The organism is Streptomyces sp. NPDC059443, assembly GCF_042750105.1.
In the GTDB taxonomy this organism is placed as follows: Bacteria; Actinomycetota; Actinomycetes; order Streptomycetales; family Streptomycetaceae; genus Streptomyces.
Genome location: NZ_JBHYVM010000033.1, coordinates 69762 through 96454, shown reverse-complemented (window position 1 = coordinate 96454; position 26693 = coordinate 69762). Strand labels below are relative to the sequence as shown.

The window sequence follows — 26693 nt, the reverse complement described above, 5'->3', positions numbered from 1 at the left end:
CCACCGAGGACTGCGGGAACTTCAGGACGGCCTTCTCGGCCGCCGCCTGCACATCGGCGTCCAGGACGGTCTCGATGCGCCCCGGTGTGCCCTCGACCAGCGTCAGCAGGGTCCGTCGGGGGGCGTCCGCGGCGGCCGGCTGGATCCACAGCTCGGCGCCGCCCTTGCCGCCCAGCTTGGACCCGTACTTCTGGCGCAGGTCGTCGAGGACCTTGCGCAGCGAGGGGTACTTCTCCGCCGTCAGCTCCTTGCCGTTGCGGTCGACGGCCTTGACCGGCGGGCTGGCCGGGGCGCCCGCGCGCAGCTTCTCGTCCTTCTGGAGCTGCGGGTGGAGCACCGAGGGCTGCCAGTCGACCAGCGGCTTGCCGGAGGTGTTGCCGCGCACGACGGTGAGCTTGGACTCGTAGGCGAGGGGCTTGGTGACCCCCTCGTACGTCACCTCCGCGGCGACGGAGTACGCGATGGTGGTCCCGGTCTGCGCGCCGGGGGTGATCACGACCTTGGACACGTAGGCCGCGGTCTTGAAGTCGCCCAGGGCCCCCTGGGCCGCCCCCGGGTTGTTCGTCAGGTCGGCGCCCGCCCGGGCGTCCCCGGCCGACCAGGCGTCGAAGAAGGCCTTGGCGGTCTGTGCCGCCTCCTTGTCCGTGACCGGCCCGGTGCCCTTTCCGGGCACCGGGGATCCGGTCGTGCTGCTGCTCTTGCTCTTGCTCTTCGCGTCGTACCCGCCGTCGCCCCCGACCAGCGAGTAGACCCCGTATCCGGCTCCGCCCACCATCGCGAGGAACACCCCGCCGACGATGGCCCCCTTCGCCGCCCCGTTCATTTCCACAGCTCCGTCCCCCGTGCCCCGTGCCCCCGCACCTTCGGTCCCCGGTCGCTGAACGCGTTCAAGGAACCTTTGGTGTGGACCTTACTCGGAGCCGCTGACGGTTCGCGGGCCTGTTATCAGACCGGAACACCCCCGACGCGGACGGCGGAGCCGTGCATTCAGACCCAGGTGTCCAGCCACATCCGGTTTCTCCACGAGTCCAGCGGGATGGACTGGCCGGTGTAGATCGGCCAGAAATAGATGAAGTTCCAGACGATCAGGAGCACCAGGACCCCCGCACCCACCGCGCCCAGGGCGCGGCGGCGTTCCGAGGAGCCGGCCGGGCCCAGGAGGGCGCCGATCATCATCGCCACCGCCAGGCAGAGGTAGGGGACGAAGACCACGGCGTAGAAGAAGAAGATGGTCCGCTCCTGGTAGTTGAACCAGGGCAGCAGGCCCGCGCCGAGCGCGCACGCGATCGCGCCCGCCCGCCAGTCGCGGCGGAAGATCCACCGCCACAGCACGTACAGCAGCGCGAAGCAGCCGGCCCACCACAGCAGCGGGGTGCCGAGCGCCAGCACCTCGCGGGCGCACTTGGCGGTCTCCGTGGCCGGGCAGCCGTCCGTGCCCGGGGCGGGGGACTCGTAGAAGAAGGAGACCGGGCGGCCCAGGACCAGCCAGCTCCACGGGTTGGACTGGTAGGTGTGGCCGGAGGTCAGGCCCACGTGGAACTTGTAGACCTCGGTCTCGTAGTGCCACAGGCTCCGCAGCCACTCCGGCAGGAACGACAGCGAGCTGTGCTGGTCGTTCTTGGCGGCCCAGTCGCGGAAGTAGCCGCCCTTGCCGTTGTCGGGGGAGAGGATCCAGCCGAGCCAGGAGGTCAGGTAGACGGCGATCGCCACCGGCACCGTGGAGAGGAAGCCGGGCAGCGCGTCGCGGCGCAGCATCGCCGCGTACGGGGCGCCCGCGCCCGCGGTGCGGCGCGCGGCCGCGTCCCACAGGACGGTCAGCACCCCGAAGAAGGCCAGCACGACCAGGCCGTTCCACTTCGTGCCGAAGGCCAGTCCCAGGCACACCCCGGCCAGCAGCCGGTACGGGCGCCAGCCCAGCCGCAGCGTTTCGGCGATCCCCGCGTCCGGGCGGGTCCGCCCCTCCTCGTCCACCGGGAGCGCCGCCGCGAGCCGGGCCCGCGCCTTGTCCCGGTCGATGAGCAGCGCACCGAAGGCCGCCAGCACGAAGAACATCAGGACCAGGTCGAGCAGCGCGGTGCGGCTCATCACCAGGTGCAGGCCGTCCACCGCCATGAGCAGCCCGGCCAGGCAGCCCAGGAACGTGGAGCGGAACAGCCGCCGGCCGATCCGGCACAGCAGCAGCACGGACAGGGTGCCGAGCAGGGCGGTCATGAACCGCCAGCCGAACGGGTCGAAGCCGAACATCCACTCGCCGAAACCGATCACCCACTTGCCGACCGGCGGGTGCACGACGTACCCCGGGTCCACCGGGAGGGCCACCCCGTCCGGGTTGGCGAGGATCGACTTGTCGATGTCCTTGGGCCAGCTCGCCTCGTAGCCCTGGCGGATCGTGGCCCAGGCGTCCTTGGCGTAGTACGTCTCGTCGAATATCACCGCCTTCGGGGTCCCCAGGTGGACGAACCGCAGCACCCCGGCGACCAGCGCCACCAGCACCGGCCCGGCCCACGCCAGCACCTGCTGCCAGATCGCGGCGTTGACCGGGGAGATGCCCAGGGTCGCCCACAGCTGCCCGGACGGCCGGGCGTACGGGGGCACCAGCCGGGTGCGGACGTCCGACCGCCGGTCCGCCCCGCCGGGAGGCACGTACCCGAAGCCGCGCAGCCGGCGCAGCCAGGCGGACGGCCGGTCGGCGGGGCCGGATCCGGGGTCGGGGTCGGACCCCGCCGGTGAGGCGGGCGGGGCCCCCGCGGGGCTGGGCGGAGGCGTCGCGGTACTGGTCACCGGGTCATCGTAGGGAACGAGGCTGTGCCAGACCCAGGGGGACGGGAGCGTCGGAGTGAGCCGGGTGGGACGGCTGAGAGGATGGGGTGGTGACCACTGACCAGCCCCGCGCCTCCGAAGCCCGCTCCGAAGCCCTCTCCGGGGCTCCTTCCGAAGCCTTCGCCGAGGCCTCGGCCGAAGCCGCTGCTGAGGCCGCCGCCGAGGCCGCCGCCGAGGCCGCCTGGGAGGCGGAGGCCGCTGACGAGGCCGTTCCCGCGGCCGCCCCGGCGGTCGTCTCCGGGGTGCCCGGTGCCGGTGTCCTCGTCCTCGCCGGGACGCCCATCGGCGACCTCGCCGACGCCCCGCCGCGGCTCGCCACCGAGCTGCTGGCGGCCGACGTGATCGCCGCCGAGGACACCCGGCGGCTGCGCCGGCTGACCCAGGGGCTCGGCGTGTACACCACCGGGCGCGTCCTGTCGTACTTCGAGGGCAACGAGTCCGCGCGCACGCCCGAGCTGGTCGAGGCCCTGGAGGCCGGCAAGCGCGTCGTGCTGGTGACCGACGCCGGCATGCCCTCGGTCTCCGACCCCGGCTACCGGCTGGTCGCCGCCGCCGTGGAGAAGGACATCAAGGTCACGGCCGTACCCGGCCCCTCCGCCGTCCTCACCGCACTCGCCCTGTCCGGGCTGCCGGTCGACCGCTTCTGCTTCGAGGGGTTCCTCCCGCGCAAGGCCGGCGAACGCCTCAGCAGGCTCCGCGAGGTCGAGGCGGAGCGCCGCACCCTCGTCTACTTCGAGGCCCCGCACCGGCTCGACGACACCCTGGCCGCGATGGCCGAGGTCTTCGGCGCCGGGCGCCGCGCCGCCGTCTGCCGCGAGCTGACCAAGACCTACGAGGAGGTCAAGCGCGGCGGCCTCGGCGAGCTGGCCGCCTGGGCCGCCGAAGGGGTGCGCGGGGAGATCACCGTGGTCGTCGAAGGGGCGCCGGCGGCGGTCCCCGGGGACGTGGACGCGGAGGAGCTGGTGAACCGGGTACGGGTGCGCGAGGAGGCGGGCGAGCGGCGGAAGGAAGCCATCGCGGCGGTCGCCCTGGAGGCCGGAGTACCCAAGCGCGAAGTCTTCGACGCGGTGGTCGCGGCAAAGAATGCGGCACAAAAGGTGCCGTAGGTCGGTAAAGAGCTAACCTGAAAAGCAAAGCTCAGACCGCGCACCGGGCACTTTGGGGCATGAGTCGCCCAAAGGCCGTCCAACAGTCGACAGGGCCTGATGCGCTCTCGCCCGAAGAGGCGTCCACTGGCAATGCACCAGTGGAACAAGAGGAGCTGGCATGAGTGAGATCGCCGAACCCCCGGTACCCGTCGCCGCACCCACCGCAACCGCCGTACCCACCGCGACCGCTTCCGCAGTGCCGACCGTGCACGAGGCGTACTCGTTCGCGTGCATGAAGTGCGGATACGGCTGGGAGCAGGGGTACGAGATAGAGCACCACGTCGACGGCCTGGGACACCCGTTCATCGTCTACACCGTGAACGGGGAGCGGGTTCCGTCGCCGCTGTCCAACCCGACCTGCATGAACTGCGGCGGACACGTCGTGCGGATCATGCGGGAGGGGCAGGTCAAGTCGGTCCTCGGAATGATCGACAAGCTCTATCACCACCATGCCGCCCCCGGCATCGCCGGACCCGTGCCGGCGGGGTACGAGATCCCGAAGGCCCCGAAGCAGCGCAAGGCCGCCCCCGCGCACGCGAGCCCCGGACCGGTCCCGATGGAGCGGCGCGGGCTGATGGCCCGGATCCTCGGGTTCTTCCACCGGTCATAAGATCGGCCGTATGAGCCGTAGTACGCCGAACGACGCGCCGCCCCCGTTGCCCGAACCGCTCCGGGTGGCGGTCGCCGACTCCCACACCCACCTGGACATGCAGTCCGGCACCGTCGAGGAAGGCCTGGCCAAGGCCGCCTCCGTCGGCGTGACCACCGTCGTACAGGTCGGCTGCGACGTGAAGGGCTCCCGCTGGGCGGCCGAGACCGCCGCCGCCTACGAGAACGTCCACGCGGCCGTGGCCCTGCACCCCAACGAAGCTCCCCGCATCGTGCACGGGGACCCCGACGGCTGGTCCCGACAGGGCGCCCGGCGGGGCGGCGGGGAAGCCGCCCTCGACGAGGCGCTCGCCGAGATCGATGCCCTGGCGGGGCTGGCGCACGTGAAGGCCGTCGGCGAGACCGGGCTCGACTTCTTCCGGACCGGGCCGGAGGGAACGGCCGCGCAGGAGCGTTCCTTCCGCGCTCACATCGAGATCGCCAAGCGGCAGGGCAAGGCCCTGGTCATCCACGACCGCGAGGCCCACGCGGACGTGCTGCGCGTGCTGCGCGAGGAGGGCGCGCCCGAGCGGACCGTCTTCCACTGCTACTCCGGAGACGCCGAGATGGCCCGGGAGTGCGCGGCCGCCGGGTACTACATGTCCTTCGCGGGAACCGTCACCTTCAAGAACGCCCAGCCGCTGCGCGACGCGCTCGCGGTGGCCCCGCTGGAACTGGTCCTGGTGGAAACGGACGCCCCCTACCTGACCCCGGCCCCCTACCGCGGACGGCCCAACGCCCCGTACCTCATTCCGCTGACGGTGCGGGCCATGGCCGCGGTCCGCGGCCTCGACGAGGACGCCATGGCCACGGCCCTGGCAGCGAACACGGCACGCGCTTTCGACTACTGAGCCCGTTTCCGGCCCCGGGTCCGGGGCCCCGCCCGGCCCCCTCACCCGTTCGCCACAGTGCGTAGCCGTCCGGCTTTGTCGCGTGACATCCGCTCCGCTAGGGTGCCGTGCCCGAAGCAGCGGGACGGACCAGGGGAGCGAGCGTCGTGAGCGATACCCGAGAGGCCTGGCCGGCCGGCGGACGGGATCCCTGGGCCCCGGATCCGGCCCCGGACCCGGGAACCGGAGGCGTCGTCGGCTGGGCGGACGCGATGGCCGCCCAGGCCGGGACCGCGCCGCCCGCGCCCACGGGCACGGTCGCCGGGCCGTACGGGGAGCAGCCGGACCCGTACGCGGAGTCCGGGGTGCCCGTGCCCGCCCCGCGCGGCGGCTCGCGACGGCGCAGGACGGCCGCGACCGAGGCCGGGGCCGGGGCCGCGACCGAGGCCGGTACCGAGGCCGCAGCCGGGGCGGGCGGAGCCGCCGGGGCCGGATCGGGCCGCCGGGCGAGAGGCCGGGCCACCGCTCCGGCACCGGAACCCGTCGCGCCGCCGGCCCCGGGAGCCACCGGCCGCCGAAGGCGCTCCGAGGCCACGGCCCCGCAGCCCACCCCCGCATCAGCCGCACCCACCACCGCACCCGCGCCGGGAACCGCCCCGCCACCGGGACCCGGCACCGGGCGCCGAAGAGGCGGGCTCGACACGGTGCCCGCCCCGGCGGGCCCCGGGACCGGGACCGGGACCGGGCGCCGACGGGCCGCGGGCGAGGCGGTGGCAGCCCCGGCGGGCCCCGGACGGCGGCGGGGGGCGGACCGCGACCGGCGGCGCCGGGCGGGCACGGGCACGGGCGCGGGCACGGCCGGGGGCACCGGCAGCGGCGGGGCGTCCCGCGAGAGCTGGCGGCGGATCGTGCCGCAGGCGCTCGTCGTCGCGTTCCTGGCGGGCGGCACCACCGCCTTCGTCGCCGCCGACAAGGAGGTGCGCCTCACCGTGGACGGAGTCCCGCAGACCCTGCACACCTTCGCCGGAGACGTCGACGCCCTGCTCGCCGCCGAACGCCTCGGCGTCGGCCCCCACGACCTCGTCGCCCCCGCCGGGGAAACGGCCCTCGACGACGGCGACGAGATCGTCGTCCGCTACGGCCGCCCCATGCGCCTCACCCTCGACGGGCAGCGCCGCGAGGTGTGGACCACCGCCCGCACCGTGGACGGAGCCCTGCGCCAGCTCGGGATCCGCGCCGAGGGCGCCTACCTCTCCACCCCCCGCACCGCCCCCGTCCCCCGCACCGGCCTGGACCTCGCCGTCCGCACCGAACGCAGCATCACCTTCATGGCCGACGGCCGCGAGAGCACCATCCGCACCAACGCCGCCACCGTCCAGGAGGCCCTGGACCAGGCCGGGATCACCCTCCACGGCGAGGACACCACCTCCGTGCCCCCCGGCGCCTACCCCCGCGACGGCCAGACCGTCACCGTGCTCCGCATCACCGGCACCCGCGAAGTCCGCGAGGAACGCATCCCGTACGAGACCGAGACGGTCAAGGACGCCACCCTCTTCGCCGGCACCGAAGTCGTCGAACGCGCCGGGCGGCCTGGGGCGCGCAGGGTCACGTACGGCCTGCGCACCGTCAACGGCGTCCGCCAGAAGCCCCGGCGGCTCGCCGAGGAGACCGTCCGCGAGCCCGTCACCCAGCTCGTCAAGGTCGGCACGAAGCCGCTGCCGGACTCCGTCGAGGGTGCCGACGGCCTCGACTGGGGCGCGCTGGCCCGGTGCGAGTCCGGCGGCCGGCCCGGCGCCACCGACGCCTCGGGGACCTACGGGGGGCTGTACCAGTTCGACGTCCAGACCTGGCAGTCCCTCGGCGGCAGCGGCCGTCCCCAGGACGCCACCGGCCCGGAACAGACGTACCGCGCGAAGAAGCTCTACGTGCAGCGGGGGGCGAGTCCGTGGCCTACTTGCGGCCGTACCCTTTATCGGTGAGCACAGCAGAGCAGCAGCCCGAGCCCGACCAGCCCGAGACCCCCACCGCCCTCCTCGGCGCGGCCGACATCCGGGAGCTGGCCGCCGTACTCGGCGTACGGCCGACGAAGCAGAAGGGCCAGAACTTCGTCATCGACGCCAACACGGTGCGCCGCATCGTGCGCACCGCCGGGGTGCGCCCCGACGACGTGGTCGTCGAGGTCGGTCCGGGCCTCGGCTCGCTGACGCTCGCACTGCTGGAGGCCGCCGACCGGGTCGTCGCCGTGGAGATCGACGACATCCTGGCCGCCGCGCTGCCCGCCACCATCGAGGCGCGGATGCCCGAGCGCAAGGACCGCTTCGCGCTGGTCCACTCCGACGCGATGCTGGTCAAGGAACTGCCCGGCCCGGCGCCGACCGCGCTCGTCGCGAACCTCCCGTACAACGTGGCCGTGCCGGTGCTGCTGACCATGCTCGACCGCTTCCCGAGCATCGAGCGGACGCTGGTGATGGTGCAGGCGGAGGTCGCCGACCGGCTCGCCGCCAAGCCCGGCAACAAGGTCTACGGGGTCCCCTCGGTCAAGGCCAACTGGTACGCGGACGTCAAGCGGGCCGGCTCCATCGGCCGCAACGTCTTCTGGCCCGCGCCGAACGTCGACTCCGGTCTCGTCTCGCTGGTGCGCCGTGCGGAGCCGGTCAAGACCACCGCCACCAAGTCCGAGGTCTTCGCCGTGGTCGACGCGGCCTTCGCGCAGCGCCGCAAGGGCCTGCGCGCCGCGCTGGCCGGCTGGGCCGGCTCCGCGGCGGGCGCCGAGGCCGCGCTGATCGCGGCCGGGGTCGCCCCGCTGGCGCGCGGCGAGTCCCTCACCGTCGAGGAGTTCGCGGCGATCGCCGAGCACAAGCCGGCGGCGGAGAGGCCCGCGCTGTGAGCACGAGCGTGACGGTACGGGTCCCGGCGAAGGTCAACGTCCGGCTGGCGGTGGGCGCGGCCCGGGCGGACGGTTTCCACGACCTGGCCAACGTCTTCCTGGCGGTATCGCTGTTCGACGAGGTCACGGCCGTCCCCGCCGACTCCCTGCGGATCACCTGCGAGGGCCCCGACGCCGACCAGGTCCCGCTGGACCGCACCAACCTCGCGGCCCGCGCCGCGCAGATCCTCGCGGACCGTAACGGGCTGGACCCCGCCGTCCACCTGCACATCGCGAAGAACATCCCCGTGGCCGGCGGCATGGCCGGGGGCAGCGCCGACGGCGCGGCGGCCCTGCTGGCCTGCGACGCGCTGTGGGGCCTGGACACCCCGCGCGCGGAGCTCCTCGACATCTGCGCGGAGCTCGGCAGCGACGTGCCGTTCAGCCTGGTCGGCGGGGCGGCGCTGGGCATCGGCCGCGGGGAGATCCTGACCCCGCTGGAGGCCGGAGCCTTCCACTGGGTGTTCGCGGTCGCCGACGGCGGCCTGTCGACCCCGGCGGTGTTCCGCGAGTTCGACCGCCTCACCGCGGATACGGAGGTCCCCGCCCCGGAAGCCTCCCCGGCCCTCCTGGCGGCCCTGGCCTCCGGGGACCCGGACGCCCTCGCCGCGACCCTGGCCAACGACCTCCAGCCCGCGGCCCTGTCGCTTCGCCCGTCACTGGCCGCCACCCTCGCCGCGGGCACCGACGCCGGAGCCCTGGCCGCCCTGGTCTCCGGCTCGGGCCCCACCACGGCCTTCCTGGTCCGCGACCCGGAGTCGGCGGCCAAGGTCGCGGCCGCCCTGGACGCCTCCGGAACCTGCCGCACCACCCGCGTGGCGACGAGCCCGGCCCCCGGCGCGACCCGCCTCTGACCGCGCCGCCCGGCCGCCCCGGACGGCGCGGCCGGGCACTTCGCGGAAGGTTAGGCTGGGGGGCTGATCCACCCCCCTTCCCTGGAGCGCTCCTGATGGCCGTCAACCTGGTCAATGTCGAGGCAGTCAGCAAGGTGTACGGAACCCGTACCCTGCTCGACGGCATCTCTCTCGGCGTATCCGAGGGGGACCGGATCGGTGTCGTCGGTCGCAACGGCGACGGCAAGACCACCCTCATCCGCATGCTCGCCAAGTTGGAGGAACCGGACACCGGCCGGGTCACCCAGTCGGGCGGGCTGCGCATGGGCGTCCTCACCCAGCACGACTCCCTGGACCCCAAGGCCACCGTCCGGCACGAGATCATCGGGGACATGGCCGACCACGAGTGGGCCGGCAACGCCAAGATCCGCGACGTGCTGACCGGACTCTTCGGCGGGCTGGACCTGCCCGGCTTCGGCCAGGGCCTCGACACCGTCATCGGCCCGCTCTCCGGTGGCGAGCGCCGCCGCATCGCCCTCGCCCAGCTGCTCATCGCCGACCAGGACCTCCTCGTACTCGACGAGCCCACCAACCACCTCGACGTCGAGGGCATCTCCTGGCTGGCCAAGCACCTCCAGGAGCGCCGCTCCGCGCTCGTCTGCGTCACCCACGACCGGTGGTTCCTCGACCAGGTCTGCACCCGCATGTGGGACGTGCAGCGCGGTGACGTCCACGAGTACGAGGGCGGCTACAGCGACTACGTCTTCGCCCGCGCCGAGCGCGACCGCATCGCCGCGACCGAGGAGTCCAAGCGGCAGAACCTGATGCGCAAGGAGCTGGCCTGGCTGCGCCGCGGCGCCCCGGCCCGGACCTCCAAGCCGCGCTACCGCATCGAGGCCGCCAACGAGCTGATCGCCGACGTGCCGCCGCCGCGCGACAAGTCCGAGCTGATGAAGTTCGCCAACGCCCGCCTCGGCAAGACGGTGTTCGACCTTGAGGACGTCACCGTCCAGGCCGGACCCAAGACCCTCCTCAAGCACCTCACCTGGCACCTCGGCCCCGGCGACCGCGTGGGTCTCGTCGGCGTCAACGGCGCCGGCAAGACCTCCCTGCTGCGCGCCCTCGGCGAGGCCGCCCGCACCCAGGGCGAGGTCCAGCCGGCCGCCGGCACCGTGACCGTCGGCAAGACCGTCAGGCTGGCCTACCTCTCCCAGGAGGTCGGCGAACTCGACCCGTCCCTGCGGGTCCTGGAGGCCGTCCAGCGGGTGCGCGACCGCGTCGACCTCGGCAAGGGCCGCGAGATGACGGCGGGCCAGCTGTGCGAGCAGTTCGGCTTCACCAAGGAGAAGCAGTGGACGCCGGTCGGCGACCTCTCCGGTGGTGAGCGGCGCCGGCTGCAGATCCTGCGCCTGCTGATGGACGAGCCCAACGTCCTCTTCCTCGACGAGCCCACCAACGACCTCGACATCGAGACCCTGACCCAGCTGGAGGACCTCCTCGACGGCTGGCCCGGCTCGATGATCGTGATCTCGCACGACCGGTTCTTCATCGAGCGCACCACCGACACGGTGATGGCCCTGCTCGGCGACGCGAGCCTGCGGATGCTGCCGCGCGGCCTCGACGAGTACCTGGAGCGCCGCCAGAAGATGGTCGAGGCGGCCTCCCCGGCGCCCGCCGCGGGCGCCGCGGCGAAGTCCTCCGCTTCCGGGGACTCCCGCGCAGCGAAGAAGGAACTGCAGAAGATCGAGCGCCAGCTCAACAAGATGTCGGACCGCGAGAGCAGCCTGCACGCCCAGATCGCCGAGAACTCCACCGACTTCGACAAGGTGGCCAAGCTCGACGCGGAACTGCGGGAACTCATCTCGAACCGGGACGAGTTGGAGATGCGCTGGCTGGAGCTGGCCGAGGAGGCGTAGGTTCCGCCTCCGCACGCCCCAACTGGCCGGATAACGACGGCATCACGGGCCGGTCCTCCCTTGGGAACAGGGGGTGGACCGGCCCGGCGCTTTTCTCGCCGTCAGTGATAGAAAGGGCATCCTCCGACCACCCGAAGCCGAAGGTATGCGCTGATGACCGAGCCGCCCCAGCCGCCGAACCAGCCGCCGACACCTTCGGGTTACGGGCACCTGCCCGGACCGCCGCAGCCCGGCTACGGGTATCCGCCGCAGCAGGGCGAGAACCCGTACGCCCAGCAGCCGCCGCAGGGTCCGTACGGCCAGCAGCCGCCCCAGCCCCCGCAGGGCCCCTACGGCCAGCAGCCGCCCGGCGGCCACGGCTTCCCGCCGCCGCCCCCCGGCATGCCTCCGATGCCCCCGGGCCCGCCCGGCGCGGGGAACAAGAAGCGCAACGCGGTGATCGCGGCGGCCGTCGCCGGCGTGCTCGTCCTCGGCACCGGCGGCTACTTCCTCCTCAAGGACGACGGCAAGGGCAAGGACCACCCCGTCGCGCAGGACTCCAAGGCGCCCACCGACGACAAGGCCTCCCCGTCCGCATCCGTGGACAAGGGCGACGGCAGCGGCAACGGCAGCGGCGACAACGAGGACCTCAACGCCGGGCGCAAGCCGGGCGAGGACAAGGTCCTCTGGTTCAAGACCAGCAAGATCGACGGTCCGGGTTCCGGCGTGGACGCCAAGGGCCAGTGGATCGTCGGCGACACCGTCGTCAAGACCGCCTGGAAGGCGATCACCGGTTACGGGGTCACGGACGGCAAGCAGAAGTGGAGCCTGACCCTCCCCACCGCGATCTGCGGGGTCACCGACGGGACCACCGCGGACGGCAAGACCGTCGTCATGTACAAGGACGGCGAGTCCGACACCGCCAACTGCAACCAGATGCGGATGATCGACCTCAAGGCCGGTAAGGAGGGGTGGTCGCACGAGGTCCCGAAGGAAGGCCTCTTCGACATCTTCACCACCCCCGACCTCGCCCTCACCGGGGACGCCCTCGTCGTCAACCGGATGGGCACGACCAGCGCCTTCAAGGTCAGCACCGGGGACAAGCTCTTCGACAACAAGCGGGACGAGGGCTGCCGGCCCGGCGACTTCGCCGCCGCCAACGGCAAGATGCTCGCCATCGCCACCTGCCAGGACGCCGACCGCACCGTCGAGGTCATGGACGCCGACCCGGCCACCGGCAAGAACACCTGGACCTACAAGCTCGCCAAGGGCTTCGAGGTCAAGACCGTCTACTCGCTCGACCCGATCGTCCTCGACATCGGCAGCAACAGCGACAAGAAGGAACGTGCCATCGTGGTCCTCGGACCCGACGGCAAGCAGCGCGCCACCGTCTCCGGCAACGGCAGCTTCCCGGTCGGCTGCGGCGGCCTCTTCGGCGGCTCCTTCGGCCGGGGCCTGCAGAGCTGCGGCTCCTCCTACGTGGACGCCAACACCCTCTACCTGCCGACCTCGGCCGAAGTGGGCAAGGCGAACGAGATCGTCGCCTTCGACCTGACCACCGGCAAGGAGAAGTGGCGCACCCCGGCCGGCGACGGCCGCACCATCACCCCGCTCAAGGCCGCGAACGGCCAGGTGGTCGTCTACCGCAAGGCGGAGAGCGAGAAGGGCGGCGAGGTCCTCACGATCCCGGCCGCCGGAGGCACCCCCACGGTGGTCCTGCGCAACCCCTCCGGGGCCTCCGCCCCCGTCGAGAGCTCCTTCTTCTCCCCGAAGGTGGACTACGCGGACGGAAGGCTCTTCGTCTCCGTCAACCACCTCACGGCCCAGAACAAGGACGAGAAGTTCCTGATGGTCTTCGGCAAGTGAGCGATTCCCCAGCGAACGAGTCCGCCGAGCCGCCCACCGAGAGGCAGTAGACCCCCCGATGAGTACCCCGAGTACCCCGCCGCCCCCCAGCGAGCCGCCGTCCGGCGGTTTCGGCGCGCCCCAGGACCCGCCGCCGGGCGGTTTCGGCGCGCCCCCGCCGGCGCCCCCCGTACCGCCGGCCATGCCCTCGGCGCCCCCGCAGCCGCCGGCCCAGCCGCCGACGGTCCCGGCCGGGCAGCCCGCGCAGGCCGCGCCTCCCGCCGGGCCCGCGTACGGGTACCCGCAGGCGGCCTACGGCTACCCGCAGGAGCAGCAGCCCGCCACCGCGCCCATGTACGCGGCCCAGCCCGCGGCCGGATCCGGCGCGGGCGGCAGCGGCGGCGGCAACGAGGTCCGCACCCAGCTGATGATCGTCGGCGCGGCCCTCCTGGCCATCGTCCTCATCGTCGCGGGCGGCTTCTGGTACTCCTCCGACGACGGCAAGGGCGGCGGCACGAAGCCCACCGCCGACGGCTCGCCGAGCCCCGGCACCGGCGGCGACAAGGGCCAGCCGGGCGCCGGCGGCACCGAGAAGGTGCCCGCCAGCACCAAGTCCAAGACGCTGGTCAACCTCCCGATGCCGGCCTCGGACGACATCGTCCAGATCCCGGGCTCCTGGGTGACCGACTCCACCTACGTCAAGTCGGACGTGGCCAAGGTGGTCGGCTACAACCTCGCCGACGGCGCCAAGAAGTGGGAGACCCCGCTCAACGCGAACGTCTGCGGAGCCAGCCGCTTCTCCTCCGACAACAAGGCCGCGATCCTCTTCGACGCGGCCCTGCCGACCGCCGACAAGAAGTACCAGCCGTGCAACCAGGTCGGCGTCGTCGACCTGATCAGCGGCAAGCTCCTGTGGTCCGCCACCGCCAAGTCCCAGACCGGCGGCGACAAGCCCGTCACCTTCGCCGAGGTCACCGTCAGCGGCCAGACCGTGGCCGCGGGCGGCCTGAGCGGCGGCGCAGCCTGGAACCTCACCGACGGCAAGCCCCTGTGGGCGCCCAAGACCGACGCGGACAACTGCGAGGACCTCGGCTACGGCGGCGGCCCCGCCCTCGCCGTGATCCGCAAGTGCGGCCAGAGCCCGAACTACACCATGTACGCGCAGTCCCTCGACCCGGTCACGGGCGCGCAGAAGTCCTCGTACAAGCTCTCCACGGGCATCGACTACGCCCAGATCGTCTCCACCAAGCCGCTGGTCGTCGCGGCGAACATCAACAACACCGCCAAGAACGCCACCGGCGTGAGCGACCTCTTCGTCATCGACGACGGGGGTCAGCTGAAGGCGCACATCCCGCTCACCTCGGGCAACTACGCACCCCGGTGCGGGGCCACCGAGGTCGAGGTCTGCACCAAAATGGTCGTCGGCAACGGCAGGATCTACCTGCCGACCGAGGAGCACAAGGGCACGGCCGAGTACGGGAGGACCAACGAGATCGTCTCCTTCGACCTGGAGACCGGCAAGCAGACCGCCGACCGTGGCGACGCGGGCGAGCGCTACACGATCATCCCGCTGCGGATGGACGGGTCGAACCTCATCGCCTACAAGATCCCGCCCTACGACGGCGGCGGCCAGATCGTCTCGATGGACGCGAAGACGATGAAGGCAACCGTCCTGATGGAGAACCCGGCGACCAAGGAATCGCAGCGCGCCGAGACCCAGTACGTGCCGGACAGCGCGGAGTACCGCTTCCACAACGGCCGGCTCTTCATCGCCCGCACGGCCGTGATGTCCAAGTCCACGAGCAACACCGACCCGTACTACTCCTTCGTCTCCTTCAGCACGGGCTGACCGGGCGGCACCACCACCCCGTCCAACGCCCTGAAGCCCCCGGAAGGTCCGTCCTTCCGGGGGCTTCTGCGCGGTAACCGCACCACACCGTCGAACAAGCGTGTAGCTTGCCGGGTCAGAAGGGTCGGGGGTGGGTGCCTCAATGGGCGTACGGGTCATGGTGGTCGACGAGCACCGGCTGCTGGCCGAGGCGCTCGCCTCGGCCCTGAAACTGCGCGGACACCGGGTCCTGGCGGCCGCCGCCCCGGCCGCGGGCGCCGCCGAGCTGGTCATCAGCCGGTCCCCGGAGGTCTGCCTGCTGGGCACCGCCACCCCCGCCGAGCCGGGGGTCTTCGAGCCGATCGTGCGGATCAAGCGGGAGCGTCCGCAGATCGCCGTGGTCGTCCTCGGGCCGGTGCCGAGCCCGCGCGGCATCGCGGCGGCCTTCGCCGCGGGCGCCTCGGGGTACGTGCGCCACGACGAGCGCATCGAGGGCGTGGAGCGGGCCCTGGCCAAGGCCCGGGCGGGGGAGGTGGCCATCGCCCCGCAGCTGTTGCAGGGGGCCTTCGCGGAGCTCCTCAACCCCTCGGCGCAGCCCGACGACGAGGGCGGCAGGCTGCTGCGGCTGCTCACCCCGCGGGAGGTGGAGGTCCTGGTCCGGGTCGCGGAGGGCGAGGACACCCGACTCATCGCCGCGGGCATGGCCATCGCGCCGAGCACCGCGCGCACGCACGTACAGCGGGTGCTGATGAAGCTGGGCGTGGGCTCACGGCTGGAGGCGGCCGCGCTGGCCGCCCGTACCGGGCTGCTCGACCGGGCCGTACTGCCGCGGCCCGGGGCCGCTTCGCTCTGATGCCGTCCGCGGATTTCCCCGTCGGGGGCGGAATCCGGTAAGCCGGTCCCCACCACGCACAGGGTGCGTGCGTACGGTGCATCCGTACGGTGAATGGGTTCCCGGCGAGAGGCAGTAGGCACGTGAGCGACAAGGCGTCTTCCAAGTACCTGGTCACCGGCGGAGCCGGATACGTGGGCGGCGTGGTCGCCGCCCACCTCCTGGAGGCGGGCCACGAGGTCACGGTCCTCGACGACCTCTCCACAGGGTTCCGCGAAGGGGTGCCGGCCGGCGCCGTGTTCGTCGAGGGCCGGATCCAGGACGCCGCCGAGCACCTGGACCCCTCCTACGACGCGGTGCTGCACTTCGCGGCCTCCTCGCAGGTCGGCGAGTCCGTGGCGAACCCCGGCAAGTACTGGGCGAACAACGTCGGCGGCACCATGGCCCTGCTGGCCGCGATGCGCGGGGCGGGCGTGGGCAGGCTGGTGTTCTCCTCCACCGCCGCGACCTACGGGGAACCGGGCGGCGTCGGACCGCTGACCGAGTCCTCGGTGACCGCGCCGACCAACCCGTACGGGGCTTCGAAGCTGGCCGTGGACCACATGATCGCGGGGGAGTGCGCGGCCCACGGCCTCGCGGCGGTGTCCCTGCGCTACTTCAACGTGGCCGGCGCCTACGGGGAGTTCGGCGAGCGGCACGACCCCGAGTCGCACCTGATCCCGCTGATCCTGCAAGTGGCCCTGGGCGAGCGGGAGTCGATCTCGGTGTTCGGGGAGGACTACCCGACCCCGGACGGCACCTGCGTGCGCGACTACATCCACGTCGCCGACCTGGCGGAGGCGCACCTGGCCGCTCTGCGGGTCGCGGTCTCCGGGGAACACCTGGTGTGCAACCTCGGCAACGGCAGCGGGTTTTCGGTCCGCGAGGTCATCGAGACCGTCCGCAAGGTCACCGGCATGGAGATCCCCGAGGTCCTCGCCCCGCGCCGGGCCGGTGACCCGGCGGTGCTCGTCGCCTCCGCCCGCACGGCCCACGAGCGCCTCGGCTGGACTCCGACCCGCTCGGACCTCACCGGGATCGTGACGGACGCCTGGAACTTCCTCCGCGCCCGCCGCGCCCGCACCAGCTGATTCCCTTTCCGGGCCCCCGCCCCCTGGTCACGTTTCCTCCGCCCGGCCAGGGGGCGGGGGCGCGCGCATGTTCGGAGTGCGCCGTGGGCGGGCGCTCTGCGCGGGCGCCCGGCGTGCACACGCCGGGTGAAATGCACCCCGTGCAACTGCCCGTGGCACACCCCGGTCCGGAATGCCTCTTCCGGGCCTTGCGGACAGTCGATTTCAAGCCACCACAAAGCCCCCCGGGGGACGCCCCGCCGGAAAATCGCTCGAAAAACTTCTGTAATTCGGCCAACCGCGAGACGCCCCCGGCCCTACGCTGATGCGTGACACCGGTGGGGGCCGGTGTTGATTCAGGGGTCGAGACAAGTCGGGTACGGCGCCCGGTCCGGGGTAATGCAGATATGTCACGGCGGCGGCCGCGGCGACTGCGGATCACCCGGTCCGGGCGCCGTACCCGCAGCTGTCCGCTCCCCGACCCTTGGGGGTTTTGTGGTTCGTATCCGGGTACTCGTGGTCGACGATCACCGCATCTTCGCCGAATCTCTCGCCGCCGCGCTCGCGGCCGAGCCGGACGTGGACGTGTCCGCGGCCGGCAGCGGCCCGGCCGCGCTGCGCTGCCTCGAACGCGCCGTCACCGAGGGCCGCCGCTTCGACGTGCTCCTGGTCGACGCCGACCTCGCCGCCGTCGCCGGAGCCGTCCCCGCGCAGCGGGAGCCCGGCTCCGGGCCGCAGCCGCCGGGCGCCGACGGGATCGCGCTGGTGGCGGGCGTGCGGGTGTCGCACCCCGGGGTCCGGGCGGTGGTCCTCGCCGAGCGCGACGACCCGCGCCGGGCCGCCCTCGCACTCCAGGCAGGGGCCTCCGGGTGGGTGGCGAAGGACTGCTCGCTCTCGCGGCTCCTCGCCGTCATCCGCGGAGTCCTGCGCGAGGAGACCCACCTTCCGCCCGCGCTGCTCACCGGAGTGCTCCGTGAACTGACAGCGGCACGAAAGCACCGTACGGACAGCGAACGGCTCGTGGAGTCCCTCACGCCGCGCGAGCACGAGGTGCTGCGCTGCATGGTCGCGGGGCTGGGCCGCAAGGACGTGGCCGCGCGGCTGTTCCTCTCCCCGCACACCGTCCGCACCCACATGCAGAACGTGCTGGGCAAGCTCGGGGTCCACTCCACGCTCGCGGCGGTCGCCCTGGCCAGGCGGGCCGGGGTGCGCCCCGCGGACCTGCCCGGACTGCCCGGGATGCCGGGCCTGCCCGGACCGGGGCTAGCCGGGGAGGTTGTCGAACGGAGCGGTCAACTGGCGTAGCAGCGCTGCGAGATCGCCGCGCTGGGTACGCGAGAGCTGGGCCAGGATCGCCCGCTCCTGGGCCAGCAGCCCGGCGAGCGCCTGGTCGGCGCGGTCGCGGCCCTCGGGGGTGAGGCGGACGAGGACCCCGCGCCGGTCGTTGGGGTCGGGCAGCCGCTCGACGAGGCCCTTCTTGGCGAGCCGGTCGATGCGGTTGGTCATGGTGCCGGAGGTGACCAGGGTTTGGGTCAGCAGTTGGCCGGGGGAGAGCTGGTAGGGCGCGCCCGCGCGCCGCAGCGAGGTCAGGACGTCGAACTCCCACGGCTCCAGGCCGTGCTCGGAGAAGGCCAGCCTGCGGGCGCGGTCGAGGTGGCGCGCGAGCCTGCTGACGCGGCTGAGCACCTCGAGTGGTTCCACGTCGAGGTCAGGGCGTTCCCGCCGCCATGCCGCGACCAGTCGGTCGACCTCGTCCTCCATGTCGATCAGTGTAAAGGGTCTGTCGACATGAAGTCTCTTCAAATCGAGTATCTCGTCATCATGTATCTTGACGTCAAGATATATTCTGCGCGACCATGGGGCATGGAGGGGGCCGGAGCAGCTTCCGCTTCCGACCGCATTGCCAGCAGGGAGGCTCGAACATGCATTCCGACACCGCACCCGCCAGTGGGCCCGCAACACGCACGGCACCCACGGCACCCACCTGGGACCCGCAGCAGTACCTCCGGCACGCCGGCCACCGGGCCCGCCCCTTCCTCGATCTCCTGACCCGGATACCCGAGCTTCCCTCCAGGCCCGCCCGGATCGCCGACCTCGGCTGCGGTCCCGGCAACGTCACCGCGCTCATCGCCGAACGCTGGCCCGAGGCCCGCATCACCGGATACGACCTCTCCCCGGAGATGCTCGACCGCGCGAGCGCCGAGTACGCGGGCCCCACCAGCGGGGGCGGCCTGCTCGACTTCCGCCACGGAGACCTGGCCGACTGGCTCCCCGAGGAGCCCTGCGACCTGATCGTCTCCAACGCCGCCCTCCAGTGGGTCCCGGGCCACCCCGGCTCCTTCGCCGCCTGGATCAACGGACTGCGCCCCGGCGGCACCTTCGCCTTCCAGATCCCCGGCAACTTCACCGCCCCCAGCCACCGGATCCTCGCCGAGCTGTGCGACACCCCGCGCTGGCGGGGCCGGCTCGCCGGACACGGGGCCCGCTACATCCACATCCTGGAACCGTCGGGATACCTGGAGCGGTTCACCGGACTCGGCTGCACCGCCGACGTCTGGGAGACCACGTACCACCAGCTGCTCGAAGGCCCCGACCCGGTACTGGACTGGGTCAAGGGCACCGCGCTGCGGCCCGTCCTGACCGCACTGGGCGACGACCGCGAAGCCGTGGACGCCTTCCTCGCGGAATACCGCACCCTGCTGCGCCACGCCTACCCGCCGGGGCCGCGCGGCACCGTCTTCCCGTTCCGGCGCATCTTCGCCGTAGCCCGCAAGGAGGCCTGACCATGCTCGCCGCCGGGCCCGTCCAGCTCCACCTCGGCGCCGAGGAGGGCTTCCTCCCCGCCCGCAAGGCCCACCCGGGACTCAGGGTCGACGGCATCGAGGCCTACGTCCGCAGACTGGAGCACCGGGGCGCCGCGGTGGTGACCGGCTGAGCGGGAGCGGCGGACACACGACGGCGCCCCGTCACCGGAGATCCGGTGACGGGGCGCCGTCGCGTGGTGCGGGAGCTCTTAGAAGAGCTCGCCGTAGGTGTTCCAGCCGCCACCGACGAAGCCGCGGTCCGAGAAGGTGCTCAGACCCTGCAGGCCGGTCGCGGAGTAGCGGTAGGCGTTACCCGAGGAGTCGACGCCCAGCAGGTCGCCGCGGCCGTCACCGGTGATGTCACCGACGGCGGCGAGCTTGTTGAAGCTGTTCCAGCCGCCGGAGCCGATCTGCACGCGATCGCTGAAGGGAGCGGAGCCGGAGCCGGTGCCCGGGTAGACCCACAGCTTGCCGTCGGTGCCGCGGGCCACCAGGTCCGCGCGGCCGTCACCGGTGAAGTCACCGGCGCCGAGGAGCTGGTTGTAAGCGCCCCAGCCGCCGCCGACGCGGATGCGGTCCGCGAAGTTGTGGGCGTTGCCCTGGCTCGGGTAGAGCCACAGGACGTTCGACTTGTCCAGGGCGAGGAGGTCGCCGTAGCCGTCGTTGTCCAGGTCGCCGACGCCGAGGAGGGACTTGTAGATGCCCCAGCCGCCGCCGATCCTGCCGTTCGGGCCGTACAGGACGCCGTCGTAGGTCACCAGCAGGTGGCCGTGGTCGGCCTTGGACAGCGAGGACGTGAGGGTCAGGCCGAAGTCCGGAACGTATTCGCCCGCGGAGCCGATCAGCTCGCGGTCGACGAAGTTACCGTTCTGCTTGCCGAGGTAGGCGTACAGGGAGCCGCCGTCGGTGCGCCCGAAGACCTCACCCTTGCCGTGGGCGGGGATGGAGCCCTGGCCGGCCATGAGGTCGGTGTACTCCCAGTTGCTGCCGAACCGCACGCGGTCGCCGAGCCGGCCGTCGCCCAGGCTCGGGTACAGGTAGGAGGTGCCGCTCAGCTCGCGGGCGAGGATCCAGGTCAGGCCGCTCTTGGTGTCGACGATCGGGCTGAGCTGGTTGTACATCGTCCAGCCCGAGCCGGTCTTCACGCCGTCGGCGAAGGGGGAGTTGATGTCCCCCGTGCCCGCGTAGAAGTACATCGCACCGGTGGGCGTCGTGGCCAGCACGTCCGCGATGCCGTCGGCGTTGTAGTCGCCGCCGCCGAGGATCTGGTCGAACATGCCCCAGCCGGACCCGACCCGGACGCGGTCGTCGTACGGGGCGTCGGACCCGGCCCGGCCGTTGCCCGGGTACAGGTAGAGCGTCCCGTCGTGGGTGCGGGCCAGCAGGTCGGCGTTGCCGTCGCCGGTCAGGTCGCCCGCGGCGATGAGCTTGTTGTACGCGTTCCAGCCGCGGCTGGACCAGGTCACGCCGTTCGTCCCGGCCAGGCCCCCGGCCTCGGTCATGGAGAGCGTGCCGTTGACCGACAGCGTCAGCAGTTCCGGAGACCCGTTGTGGTTGAGGTCGCCGGCCGGGAGGATGTCCTTGAACTCGTCCTGCGGGTCGGCCTTCGAGAGGGGGAACTCTTCGTCGGAGGCGGACGAGTTGCTGGACTTGTTCAGGTAGGTGGTGCCGAAGATGCCGCGGTAGACGAGGTCGTCGATACCGTCGTGGTCCACGTCGAACCGGGGCGCGACGGTCTTGCCGACCGTGCCCGTGGCCGGAGCGTAGGCGCCGCCCTGGAGCTTCTGCTTGGACGGGGCGCCGGCCGTGGGCGCGGCCTTCGGCATGTCGCCGTGGCCGCGCACGTCGACCTTGGGCAGCGGGCGCTCGTTCACCGGCTTCGGAACGACGTCGGCGGACGCGGGGCCCGCCAGGAGCATGCCCGCCGCGAGGGCGATGGCGGTGGAGGCCGCGAGTCGGGCGGAGCGCTTGGGGCGCATGAAAGACAAGAGGTCTCCCTGTTGGAAAAGCAGGCGAAACCGGGTTGAAGGCGCTCGTGCAGGGCGCGCGATGGCGCAGCACATTGCACGGGGATTTGCCATTCCCCCCCGGGAAGTAACCGAAGAGTACCCCTGGGACGGGAGAGGCAGAAGCGATTTTCCGAGGGAATTTGATCACGTTCAGAACCGGCGTCCGGATATGGCGGTGCCCGGGCCGCCGGGACCCGGGCACCCACACGGTTTCAGCCGCGCTCTCAGCTTGACCTCACACGTCGGGCTCAGCTCTTGCGGTGTCCCACCAGCCGCGGCTTCGCCTCCAGGTTCTCCAGGCCGTGCCAGGCCAGGTTCACCAGGTGCGCCGCCACCTCCGCCTTCTTCGGGCGGCGCGTCTCCAGCCACCACTGCCCCGTCAGCGCCACCATCCCCACCAGCGCCTGCGCGTACAGCGGGGCCAGCTTCGGGTCGAAGCCGCGGGCCTTGAACTCCAGCCCCAGGATGTCCTCGACCTGCGTGGCGATGTCACTGATCAGCGAGGCGAACGTACCCGTCGACTGGGCCACCGGGGAGTCGCGGACCAGGATCCGGAAACCGTCCGTGTAGTTCTCGATGTAGTCCAGCAGCGCGAACGCCGCCTGCTCCAGGAGCTCCCGCGGATGCCCGGCCGTCAGCGCGCCCGTCACCCCGTCCAGCAGCTGGCGCATCTCCCGGTCCACGACCACCGCGTAGAGGCCCTCCTTGCCGCCGAAGTGCTCGTAGACCACCGGCTTGGACACCCCGGCCTTCGCCGCGATCTCCTCCACCGACGTGCCCTCGAACCCCTTCTCGGCGAACAGGATGCGGCCGATGTCCAGCAGTTGCTGGCGCCGCTCCGCGCCCGTCATCCGGACCCGGCGGGACCGCCTGGGCTTGTCGCTGCTGGAACTGCTGCCGTCGATCGCCACACCCCCCATCATGCCGCGTTCGACGTCTCTTCCTTGCGCCGGGCGTCGATGCGCTCCTCGGACGGCCAGCGCACGTCGGACGCCCATCCCAGCTGTTCGAACCAACGGATCAGCCGTGCACTGGAGTCGACCTGGCCGCGCAGCACACCGTGCCGGGCCGAGGTCGGATCGGCGTGGTGCAGGTTGTGCCAGGACTCGCCGCAGGACAGCACCGCCAGCCACCAGACGTTGCCCGAACGGTCACGGGACTTGAACGGGCGCTTGCCCACGGCGTGGCAGATCGAGTTGATCGACCACGTCACGTGGTGCAGCAGCGCGACCCGCACCAGGGAGCCCCAGAAGAACGCCGTGAACGCGCCCCACCAGGACATCGTCACCAGACCGCCCACGACCGGCGGGATCGCCAGCGAGAAGATCGTCCACCAGACGAAGTCGCGCGAGATGCGGCGGATCGCCGGGTCCTTGATCAGGTCCGGGGCGTACTTCTGCTGGTTCGTCTGCTCCTCGTCGAAGAGCCACCCGATGTGCGCCCACCACAGGCCCTTCATCAGGGCCGGCACCGTCTCGCCGAACCGCCACGGCGAATGCGGGTCGCCCTCGTGGTCGGAGTACTTGTGGTGCTTGCGGTGATCGGCCACCCAGCGCACCAGCGGACCCTCCACCGCCATCGACCCCATGACCGCCAGCGCGATCCGCAGCGGCCGCTTCGCCTTGAAGGAACCGTGCGTGAAGTAACGGTGGAAGCCGATGGTGATGCCGTGGCAGGCCAGGAAGTACATGAAGACCATCAGGCCCACGTCCAGCCAGCTCACCCCCCAGCCCCAGGCCAGCGGAATCGCGCCGAGCAGGGCGACGAAGGGAACGGTGATGAACAGCAGCAGCGCCAGCTGCTCGACGGACCTCTTGCTCTCACCGCCGAGGGTCGCGGAGGGCGCGGACGCGTCGGAGGACGCCGAGGCGTCCTCGATCACGTCGGGACTGATGGTCATGGGGTCCCCTGAGGGTGAGGAGTCGGCAGGCGCGCCGCCCGGCCACAGTCCCTACGGACCCGTAACCTACGGCAACGTAAGTATGGCAAAGGTCCCGGCTGCGGCAAGAGGAGCGCGCCCGCCGCCGTGTCCCCTGGCCCGGCCCTGGCCCGCCCTAGCCACCCCGGCCCGGCCCGGCGCCAAGGGGCCGAACGGCCCGTCCCGCCCCGCGGCCACCGCGATGCCGTCCCGCCTGGTGACACGCTTGCCAAGGCACAAGGACGGGCCACCTATCCTGGTGTCGTCGGACAGCGCGGTCCGCACGGGCAGCCCGAGCTGCGCATCAGGAGCGGCGAAGCCGCGCACAGCCCCGGAACCCACCTCCCAGTAGCGCTCGAAACACTGCAAGGAGCCGCACCTGTGAGCAGTGCCGACCAGGCCCCCTCCACCGAGGCCCCCTCGAACACCGCCGTCGCAGCCGCCAACGCCGAGCTGCGCGCCGACATCCGCCGCCTCGGCGACCTCCTCGGCGAGACCCTCGTACGCCAGGAGGGCCAAGACCTCCTCGACCTGGTCGAACGCGTCCGGGCCCTCACGCGCACCGACGGCGTCGCAGCCGCCGCGCTGCTCGGCGACACCGACCTGGAGACCGCCGCCAAGCTCGTGCGCGCCTTCTCCACCTACTTCCACCTCGCCAACGTCACCGAGCAGGTGCACCGCGGCAAGGAGCTGCGCGCCCACCGCGCCGCCGAAGGCGGCCTGCTGGCCCGCACGGCCGACATGCTCAAGGACGCCGACCCCGAACACCTGCGCGAGACGGTCAAGAACCTCAACGTCCGCCCGGTCTTCACGGCGCACCCCACCGAGGCGGCCCGCCGCAGCGTCCTCAACAAGCTGCGCCGCATCGCCGCGCTCCTGGAAGAGCCCGTCTCGGGCGCCGGTGAGCGCCGCCGCCACGACCTGCGCCTCGCCGAGAACATCGACCTCGTCTGGCAGACCGACGAACTGCGCGTTGTCCGCCCCGAACCCGCCGACGAGGCCCGCAACGCCATCTACTACCTCGACGAGCTGCACGCCGGCGCCGTCGGCGACGTACTCGAAGACCTCGCCGCGGAGCTCCAGCGCGTGGGCGTCGAGATCCCCGCCGGCACCCGCCCGCTCACCTTCGGCACCTGGATCGGCGGCGATCGCGACGGCAACCCCAACGTCACCCCCGAGGTGACCCGGGACGTCCTGATCCTCCAGCACGAGCACGGCATCACCGACGCCCTCGAACTGATCGACTTCCTGCGCGGACTGCTGTCGAACTCCATCCGCTACACCGGCGCCACCGAGGAACTCCTCACCTCCCTCCAGGCCGACCTGGAACGCCTCCCCGAGATCAGCCCGCGCTACAAGCGGCTGAACGCCGAGGAGCCGTACCGCCTCAAGGCCACCTGCATCCGCCAGAAGCTCGTCAACACCCGCGAGCGCCTCGCCAAGGGCACCCCCCACGAGGAGGGCCGCGACTACCTCGGCACCGCCGAGCTGCTCACCGACCTCACCCTCATCCAGACCTCCCTGCGCGAACACCGCGGCGCGCTCTTCGCCGACGGCCGCATGGACCGCACCATCCGCACCCTGGCCGCCTTCGGCCTCCAGCTCGCCACCATGGACGTACGCGAGCACGCGGACGCCCACCACCACGCGCTGGGCCAGCTCTTCGACCGGCTCGGCGAGGAGTCCTGGCGCTACGCCGACATGCCCCGCGACTACCGCGGCAAGCTGCTCGCCAAGGAGCTCCGCTCCCGCCGCCCGCTCGCGCCCACCCCGGCCCCGCTCGACGCCGCCGGACAGAAGACCCTCGGCGTCTTCGGCGCCATCAAGGACGCCTTCGAGAAGTTCGGCCCCGAGGTCATCGAGTCCTACATCATCTCGATGTGCCAGGGCGCCGACGACGTCTTCGCCGCCGCCGTCCTGGCCCGCGAAGCCGGGCTCATCGACCTGCACGGCGGTTGGGCCAAGATCGGCATCGTCCCGCTCCTGGAGACCACCGACGAGCTCAAGGCCGCCGACGTCATCCTCGACGAGATGCTCGCCGACCCCTCCTACCGGCGCCTCGTCTCCCTGCGCGGCGACGTCCAGGAGGTCATGCTCGGCTACTCCGACTCCTCCAAGTTCGGCGGCATCACCACCTCCCAGTGGGAGATCCACCGCGCCCAGCGCCGGCTGCGCGACGTGGCCCACCGCTACGGCGTCCGGCTGCGCCTCTTCCACGGCCGCGGCGGCACCGTCGGCCGCGGCGGCGGCCCCTCGCACGACGCGATCCTCGCGCAGCCCTGGGGCACCCTGGAAGGCGAGATCAAGGTCACCGAGCAGGGCGAGGTCATCTCCGACAAGTACCTCGTGCCCTCGCTGGCCCGCGAGAACCTGGAACTGACCGTCGCGGCCACCCTCCAGGCCTCCGCCCTGCACACCTCGCCCCGCCAGTCCGACGAGGACCTCGCCCGCTGGGACGAGGCCATGGACACCGTCTCGGACGCGGCGCACAACGCGTACCGCGAGCTCGTGGAGGACCCGGACCTGCCGGCGTACTTCTTCGCCGCCACCCCGGTCGACCAGCTCGCCGACCTGCACCTGGGCTCCCGCCCCTCGCGCCGCCCCGACTCGGGCGCGGGCCTCGACGGCCTGCGCGCCATCCCGTGGGTCTTCGGCTGGACCCAGTCCCGCCAGATCGTCCCCGGCTGGTACGGGGTCGGCTCCGGCCTCAAGGCCCTGCGCGAGGCGGGCCAGGGCGACGCGCTGGCCGAGATGGGCGAGCGCTGGCACTTCTTCCGCAACTTCCTCTCCAACGTCGAGATGACGCTGGCCAAGACGGACCTGCGGATCGCCCGCCACTACGTGGACACCCTCGTGCCCGAGGAGCTCAAGCACGTCTTCGCCCGCATCGAGGCCGAGCACGAGCTCACCGTCCGCGAGGTCCTGCGGATCACCGGAGGCGAGAAGCTCCTCGACTCCAACCCGGTCCTCCAGCAGACCTTCTCGGTCCGCGACGCCTACCTGGACCCGATCTCCTACCTCCAGGTCTCCCTGCTGGCCCGCCAGCGCGCGGCCGTCGAGCGCGGCGAGGAAGCGGACCCGATCCTGTCGCGGGCCCTGCTCCTGACCGTCAACGGCGTCGCGGCGGGCCTGCGCAACACCGGCTGACGTCCAGTACGCACATGAGTGAGGGGGGGGGGGGGGCCCCGCCCCGCCCGCGCGCCCCGACCCACGCGCGAGCGCGGGGGGGGGGGGGGGCTGTTGTTGGG

At 72.2% G+C, this 26693-nt stretch carries 20 protein-coding genes and 1 pseudogene; 15 read left to right on the top strand and 6 right to left on the bottom strand.

The features are described from left to right. Nucleotides 1-823, bottom strand: an 823-nt coding sequence (locus ACFXDJ_RS27810; protein ID WP_384659321.1) for an NTF2-like N-terminal transpeptidase domain-containing protein, incomplete at its 3' end; no start/stop codon positions are given. 164 nt (nt 824-987) lie between these two features. Continuing rightward, a complete protein-coding gene (locus ACFXDJ_RS27805) occupies nt 988-2781 on the bottom strand; it encodes a dolichyl-phosphate-mannose--protein mannosyltransferase (RefSeq protein WP_384659324.1) in 1794 nt (597 codons plus the stop codon). A 281-nt stretch (nt 2782-3062) separates the two neighbouring features. Here ACFXDJ_RS27805 and rsmI point away from each other — a divergent pair, with 281 nt between their 5' ends. From rsmI to ACFXDJ_RS27745, 12 genes are all read left to right on the top strand, one after another. Further along, nucleotides 3063-3926: a 16S rRNA (cytidine(1402)-2'-O)-methyltransferase gene (gene rsmI / locus ACFXDJ_RS27800; RefSeq protein WP_384659341.1), complete on the top strand. Its 864-nt coding sequence runs from the start codon at nt 3063-3065 to the stop codon at nt 3924-3926. A gap of 274 nt (nt 3927-4200) precedes the next feature. Continuing rightward, complete coding sequence (locus tag ACFXDJ_RS27795; protein ID WP_384659344.1) at nt 4201-4578, top strand: hypothetical protein; 378 nt, start codon at nt 4201-4203, stop codon at nt 4576-4578. 10 nt (nt 4579-4588) lie between these two features. Next, on the top strand, nt 4589-5467 hold the full coding sequence (locus ACFXDJ_RS27790; RefSeq protein ID WP_384659327.1) for a TatD family hydrolase: 879 nt from the start codon (nt 4589-4591) through the stop codon (nt 5465-5467). A gap of 683 nt (nt 5468-6150) precedes the next feature. Continuing rightward, complete coding sequence (locus ACFXDJ_RS27785) at nt 6151-7425, top strand: ubiquitin-like domain-containing protein (RefSeq protein ID WP_384659348.1); 1275 nt, start codon at nt 6151-6153, stop codon at nt 7423-7425. Beyond that, on the top strand, nt 7422-8333 hold the full coding sequence (rsmA, locus tag ACFXDJ_RS27780) for a 16S rRNA (adenine(1518)-N(6)/adenine(1519)-N(6))-dimethyltransferase RsmA (RefSeq protein ID WP_384659330.1): 912 nt from the start codon (nt 7422-7424) through the stop codon (nt 8331-8333). The genes ACFXDJ_RS27785 and rsmA overlap by 4 nt, the downstream gene beginning before the upstream one ends. Then, a complete protein-coding gene (locus ACFXDJ_RS27775; RefSeq protein ID WP_384659333.1) occupies nt 8330-9226 on the top strand; it encodes a 4-(cytidine 5'-diphospho)-2-C-methyl-D-erythritol kinase in 897 nt (298 codons plus the stop codon). Before rsmA ends, ACFXDJ_RS27775 begins: the two co-directional genes overlap by 4 nt. A 95-nt stretch (nt 9227-9321) precedes the next feature. After that, nucleotides 9322-11121 (top strand): ABC-F family ATP-binding cassette domain-containing protein, encoded by a 1800-nt coding sequence (locus tag ACFXDJ_RS27770; RefSeq protein WP_384659336.1) that lies wholly within the window; start codon nt 9322-9324, stop codon nt 11119-11121. Between the two features lie 153 nt (nt 11122-11274). Continuing rightward, on the top strand, nt 11275-12966 hold the full coding sequence (locus tag ACFXDJ_RS27765) for a PQQ-binding-like beta-propeller repeat protein (RefSeq protein ID WP_384659338.1): 1692 nt from the start codon (nt 11275-11277) through the stop codon (nt 12964-12966). Between the two features lie 58 nt (nt 12967-13024). Continuing rightward, nucleotides 13025-14794 (top strand): PQQ-binding-like beta-propeller repeat protein, encoded by a 1770-nt coding sequence (locus ACFXDJ_RS27760; protein ID WP_384850675.1) that lies wholly within the window; start codon nt 13025-13027, stop codon nt 14792-14794. A gap of 142 nt (nt 14795-14936) precedes the next feature. Further along, a complete protein-coding gene (locus tag ACFXDJ_RS27755) occupies nt 14937-15626 on the top strand; it encodes a response regulator transcription factor (RefSeq protein WP_384659464.1) in 690 nt (229 codons plus the stop codon). A gap of 122 nt (nt 15627-15748) precedes the next feature. Then, nucleotides 15749-16735 carry a UDP-glucose 4-epimerase GalE gene (galE, locus tag ACFXDJ_RS27750; protein WP_384659445.1) on the top strand — a complete coding sequence of 329 codons (987 nt, stop codon included), beginning with the start codon at nt 15749-15751 and terminating at the stop codon, nt 16733-16735. Between the two features lie 474 nt (nt 16736-17209). Beyond that, complete coding sequence (locus ACFXDJ_RS27745; protein ID WP_384850672.1) at nt 17210-18019, top strand: LuxR C-terminal-related transcriptional regulator; 810 nt, start codon at nt 17210-17212, stop codon at nt 18017-18019. Here ACFXDJ_RS27745 and ACFXDJ_RS27740 read toward each other — a convergent pair. Further along, nucleotides 17978-18475, bottom strand: a complete 498-nt coding sequence (locus ACFXDJ_RS27740; protein WP_384659450.1) for a MarR family winged helix-turn-helix transcriptional regulator — start codon at nt 18473-18475, stop codon at nt 17978-17980. The genes ACFXDJ_RS27745 and ACFXDJ_RS27740 overlap by 42 nt on opposite strands. Nucleotides 18476-18636: 161 nt before the next feature. Between ACFXDJ_RS27740 and ACFXDJ_RS27735 the strand changes: the two genes are divergently transcribed. Beyond that, nucleotides 18637-19497 (top strand): trans-aconitate 2-methyltransferase, encoded by an 861-nt coding sequence (locus ACFXDJ_RS27735; RefSeq protein WP_384659453.1) that lies wholly within the window; start codon nt 18637-18639, stop codon nt 19495-19497. Nucleotides 19498-19505: 8 nt separating this feature from the next. Further along, a pseudogene (locus tag ACFXDJ_RS27730) lies at nt 19506-19640 on the top strand (glyoxalase); the annotation flags it as partial. An 87-nt stretch (nt 19641-19727) separates the two neighbouring features. Here the strand turns inward: ACFXDJ_RS27730 and ACFXDJ_RS27725 are convergent. From ACFXDJ_RS27725 to ACFXDJ_RS27715, 3 genes are all read right to left on the bottom strand, one after another. Further along, nucleotides 19728-21497, bottom strand: coding sequence for an FG-GAP repeat domain-containing protein (locus ACFXDJ_RS27725; RefSeq protein ID WP_384659467.1), 1770 nt, complete (start codon nt 21495-21497; stop codon nt 19728-19730). A 278-nt stretch (nt 21498-21775) separates the two neighbouring features. Further along, nucleotides 21776-22450: a TetR family transcriptional regulator gene (locus tag ACFXDJ_RS27720; protein WP_371616233.1), complete on the bottom strand. Its 675-nt coding sequence runs from the start codon at nt 22448-22450 to the stop codon at nt 21776-21778. Next, nucleotides 22447-23427, bottom strand: coding sequence for an acyl-CoA desaturase (locus tag ACFXDJ_RS27715; RefSeq protein ID WP_384659458.1), 981 nt, complete (start codon nt 23425-23427; stop codon nt 22447-22449). The genes ACFXDJ_RS27720 and ACFXDJ_RS27715 overlap by 4 nt, the downstream gene beginning before the upstream one ends. 399 nt (nt 23428-23826) lie before the next feature. Between ACFXDJ_RS27715 and ppc the strand changes: the two genes are divergently transcribed. After that, the gene (gene ppc, locus ACFXDJ_RS27710) at nt 23827-26592 is read left to right on the top strand and encodes a phosphoenolpyruvate carboxylase (protein ID WP_384659461.1); all 2766 of its coding nucleotides are present in this window, start codon (nt 23827-23829) and stop codon (nt 26590-26592) included. The last annotated feature ends 101 nt before the right edge of the window (nt 26593-26693 follow it).

What these genes read in the sequence shown, in the direction of transcription:
- ACFXDJ_RS27740 (WP_384659450.1), bottom strand. Translation starts at nt 18,475, where the DNA reads ATGGAGGACGAGGTCGACCGACTGGTCGCGGCATGGCGGCGGGAACGC.
- ACFXDJ_RS27770 (WP_384659336.1), top strand. Translation starts at nt 9,322, where the DNA reads ATGGCCGTCAACCTGGTCAATGTCGAGGCAGTCAGCAAGGTGTACGGA.
- ACFXDJ_RS27720 (WP_371616233.1), bottom strand. Translation starts at nt 22,450, where the DNA reads ATGATGGGGGGTGTGGCGATCGACGGCAGCAGTTCCAGCAGCGACAAG.
- ACFXDJ_RS27765 (WP_384659338.1), top strand. Translation starts at nt 11,275, where the DNA reads ATGACCGAGCCGCCCCAGCCGCCGAACCAGCCGCCGACACCTTCGGGT.
- ACFXDJ_RS27790 (WP_384659327.1), top strand. Translation starts at nt 4,589, where the DNA reads ATGAGCCGTAGTACGCCGAACGACGCGCCGCCCCCGTTGCCCGAACCG.
- ACFXDJ_RS27735 (WP_384659453.1), top strand. Translation starts at nt 18,637, where the DNA reads ATGCATTCCGACACCGCACCCGCCAGTGGGCCCGCAACACGCACGGCA.
- ACFXDJ_RS27725 (WP_384659467.1), bottom strand. Translation starts at nt 21,497, where the DNA reads ATGCGCCCCAAGCGCTCCGCCCGACTCGCGGCCTCCACCGCCATCGCC.
- ACFXDJ_RS27755 (WP_384659464.1), top strand. Translation starts at nt 14,937, where the DNA reads ATGGGCGTACGGGTCATGGTGGTCGACGAGCACCGGCTGCTGGCCGAG.
- ACFXDJ_RS27795 (WP_384659344.1), top strand. Translation starts at nt 4,201, where the DNA reads ATGAAGTGCGGATACGGCTGGGAGCAGGGGTACGAGATAGAGCACCAC.
- ACFXDJ_RS27760 (WP_384850675.1), top strand. Translation starts at nt 13,025, where the DNA reads ATGAGTACCCCGAGTACCCCGCCGCCCCCCAGCGAGCCGCCGTCCGGC.
- ACFXDJ_RS27715 (WP_384659458.1), bottom strand. Translation starts at nt 23,427, where the DNA reads ATGACCATCAGTCCCGACGTGATCGAGGACGCCTCGGCGTCCTCCGAC.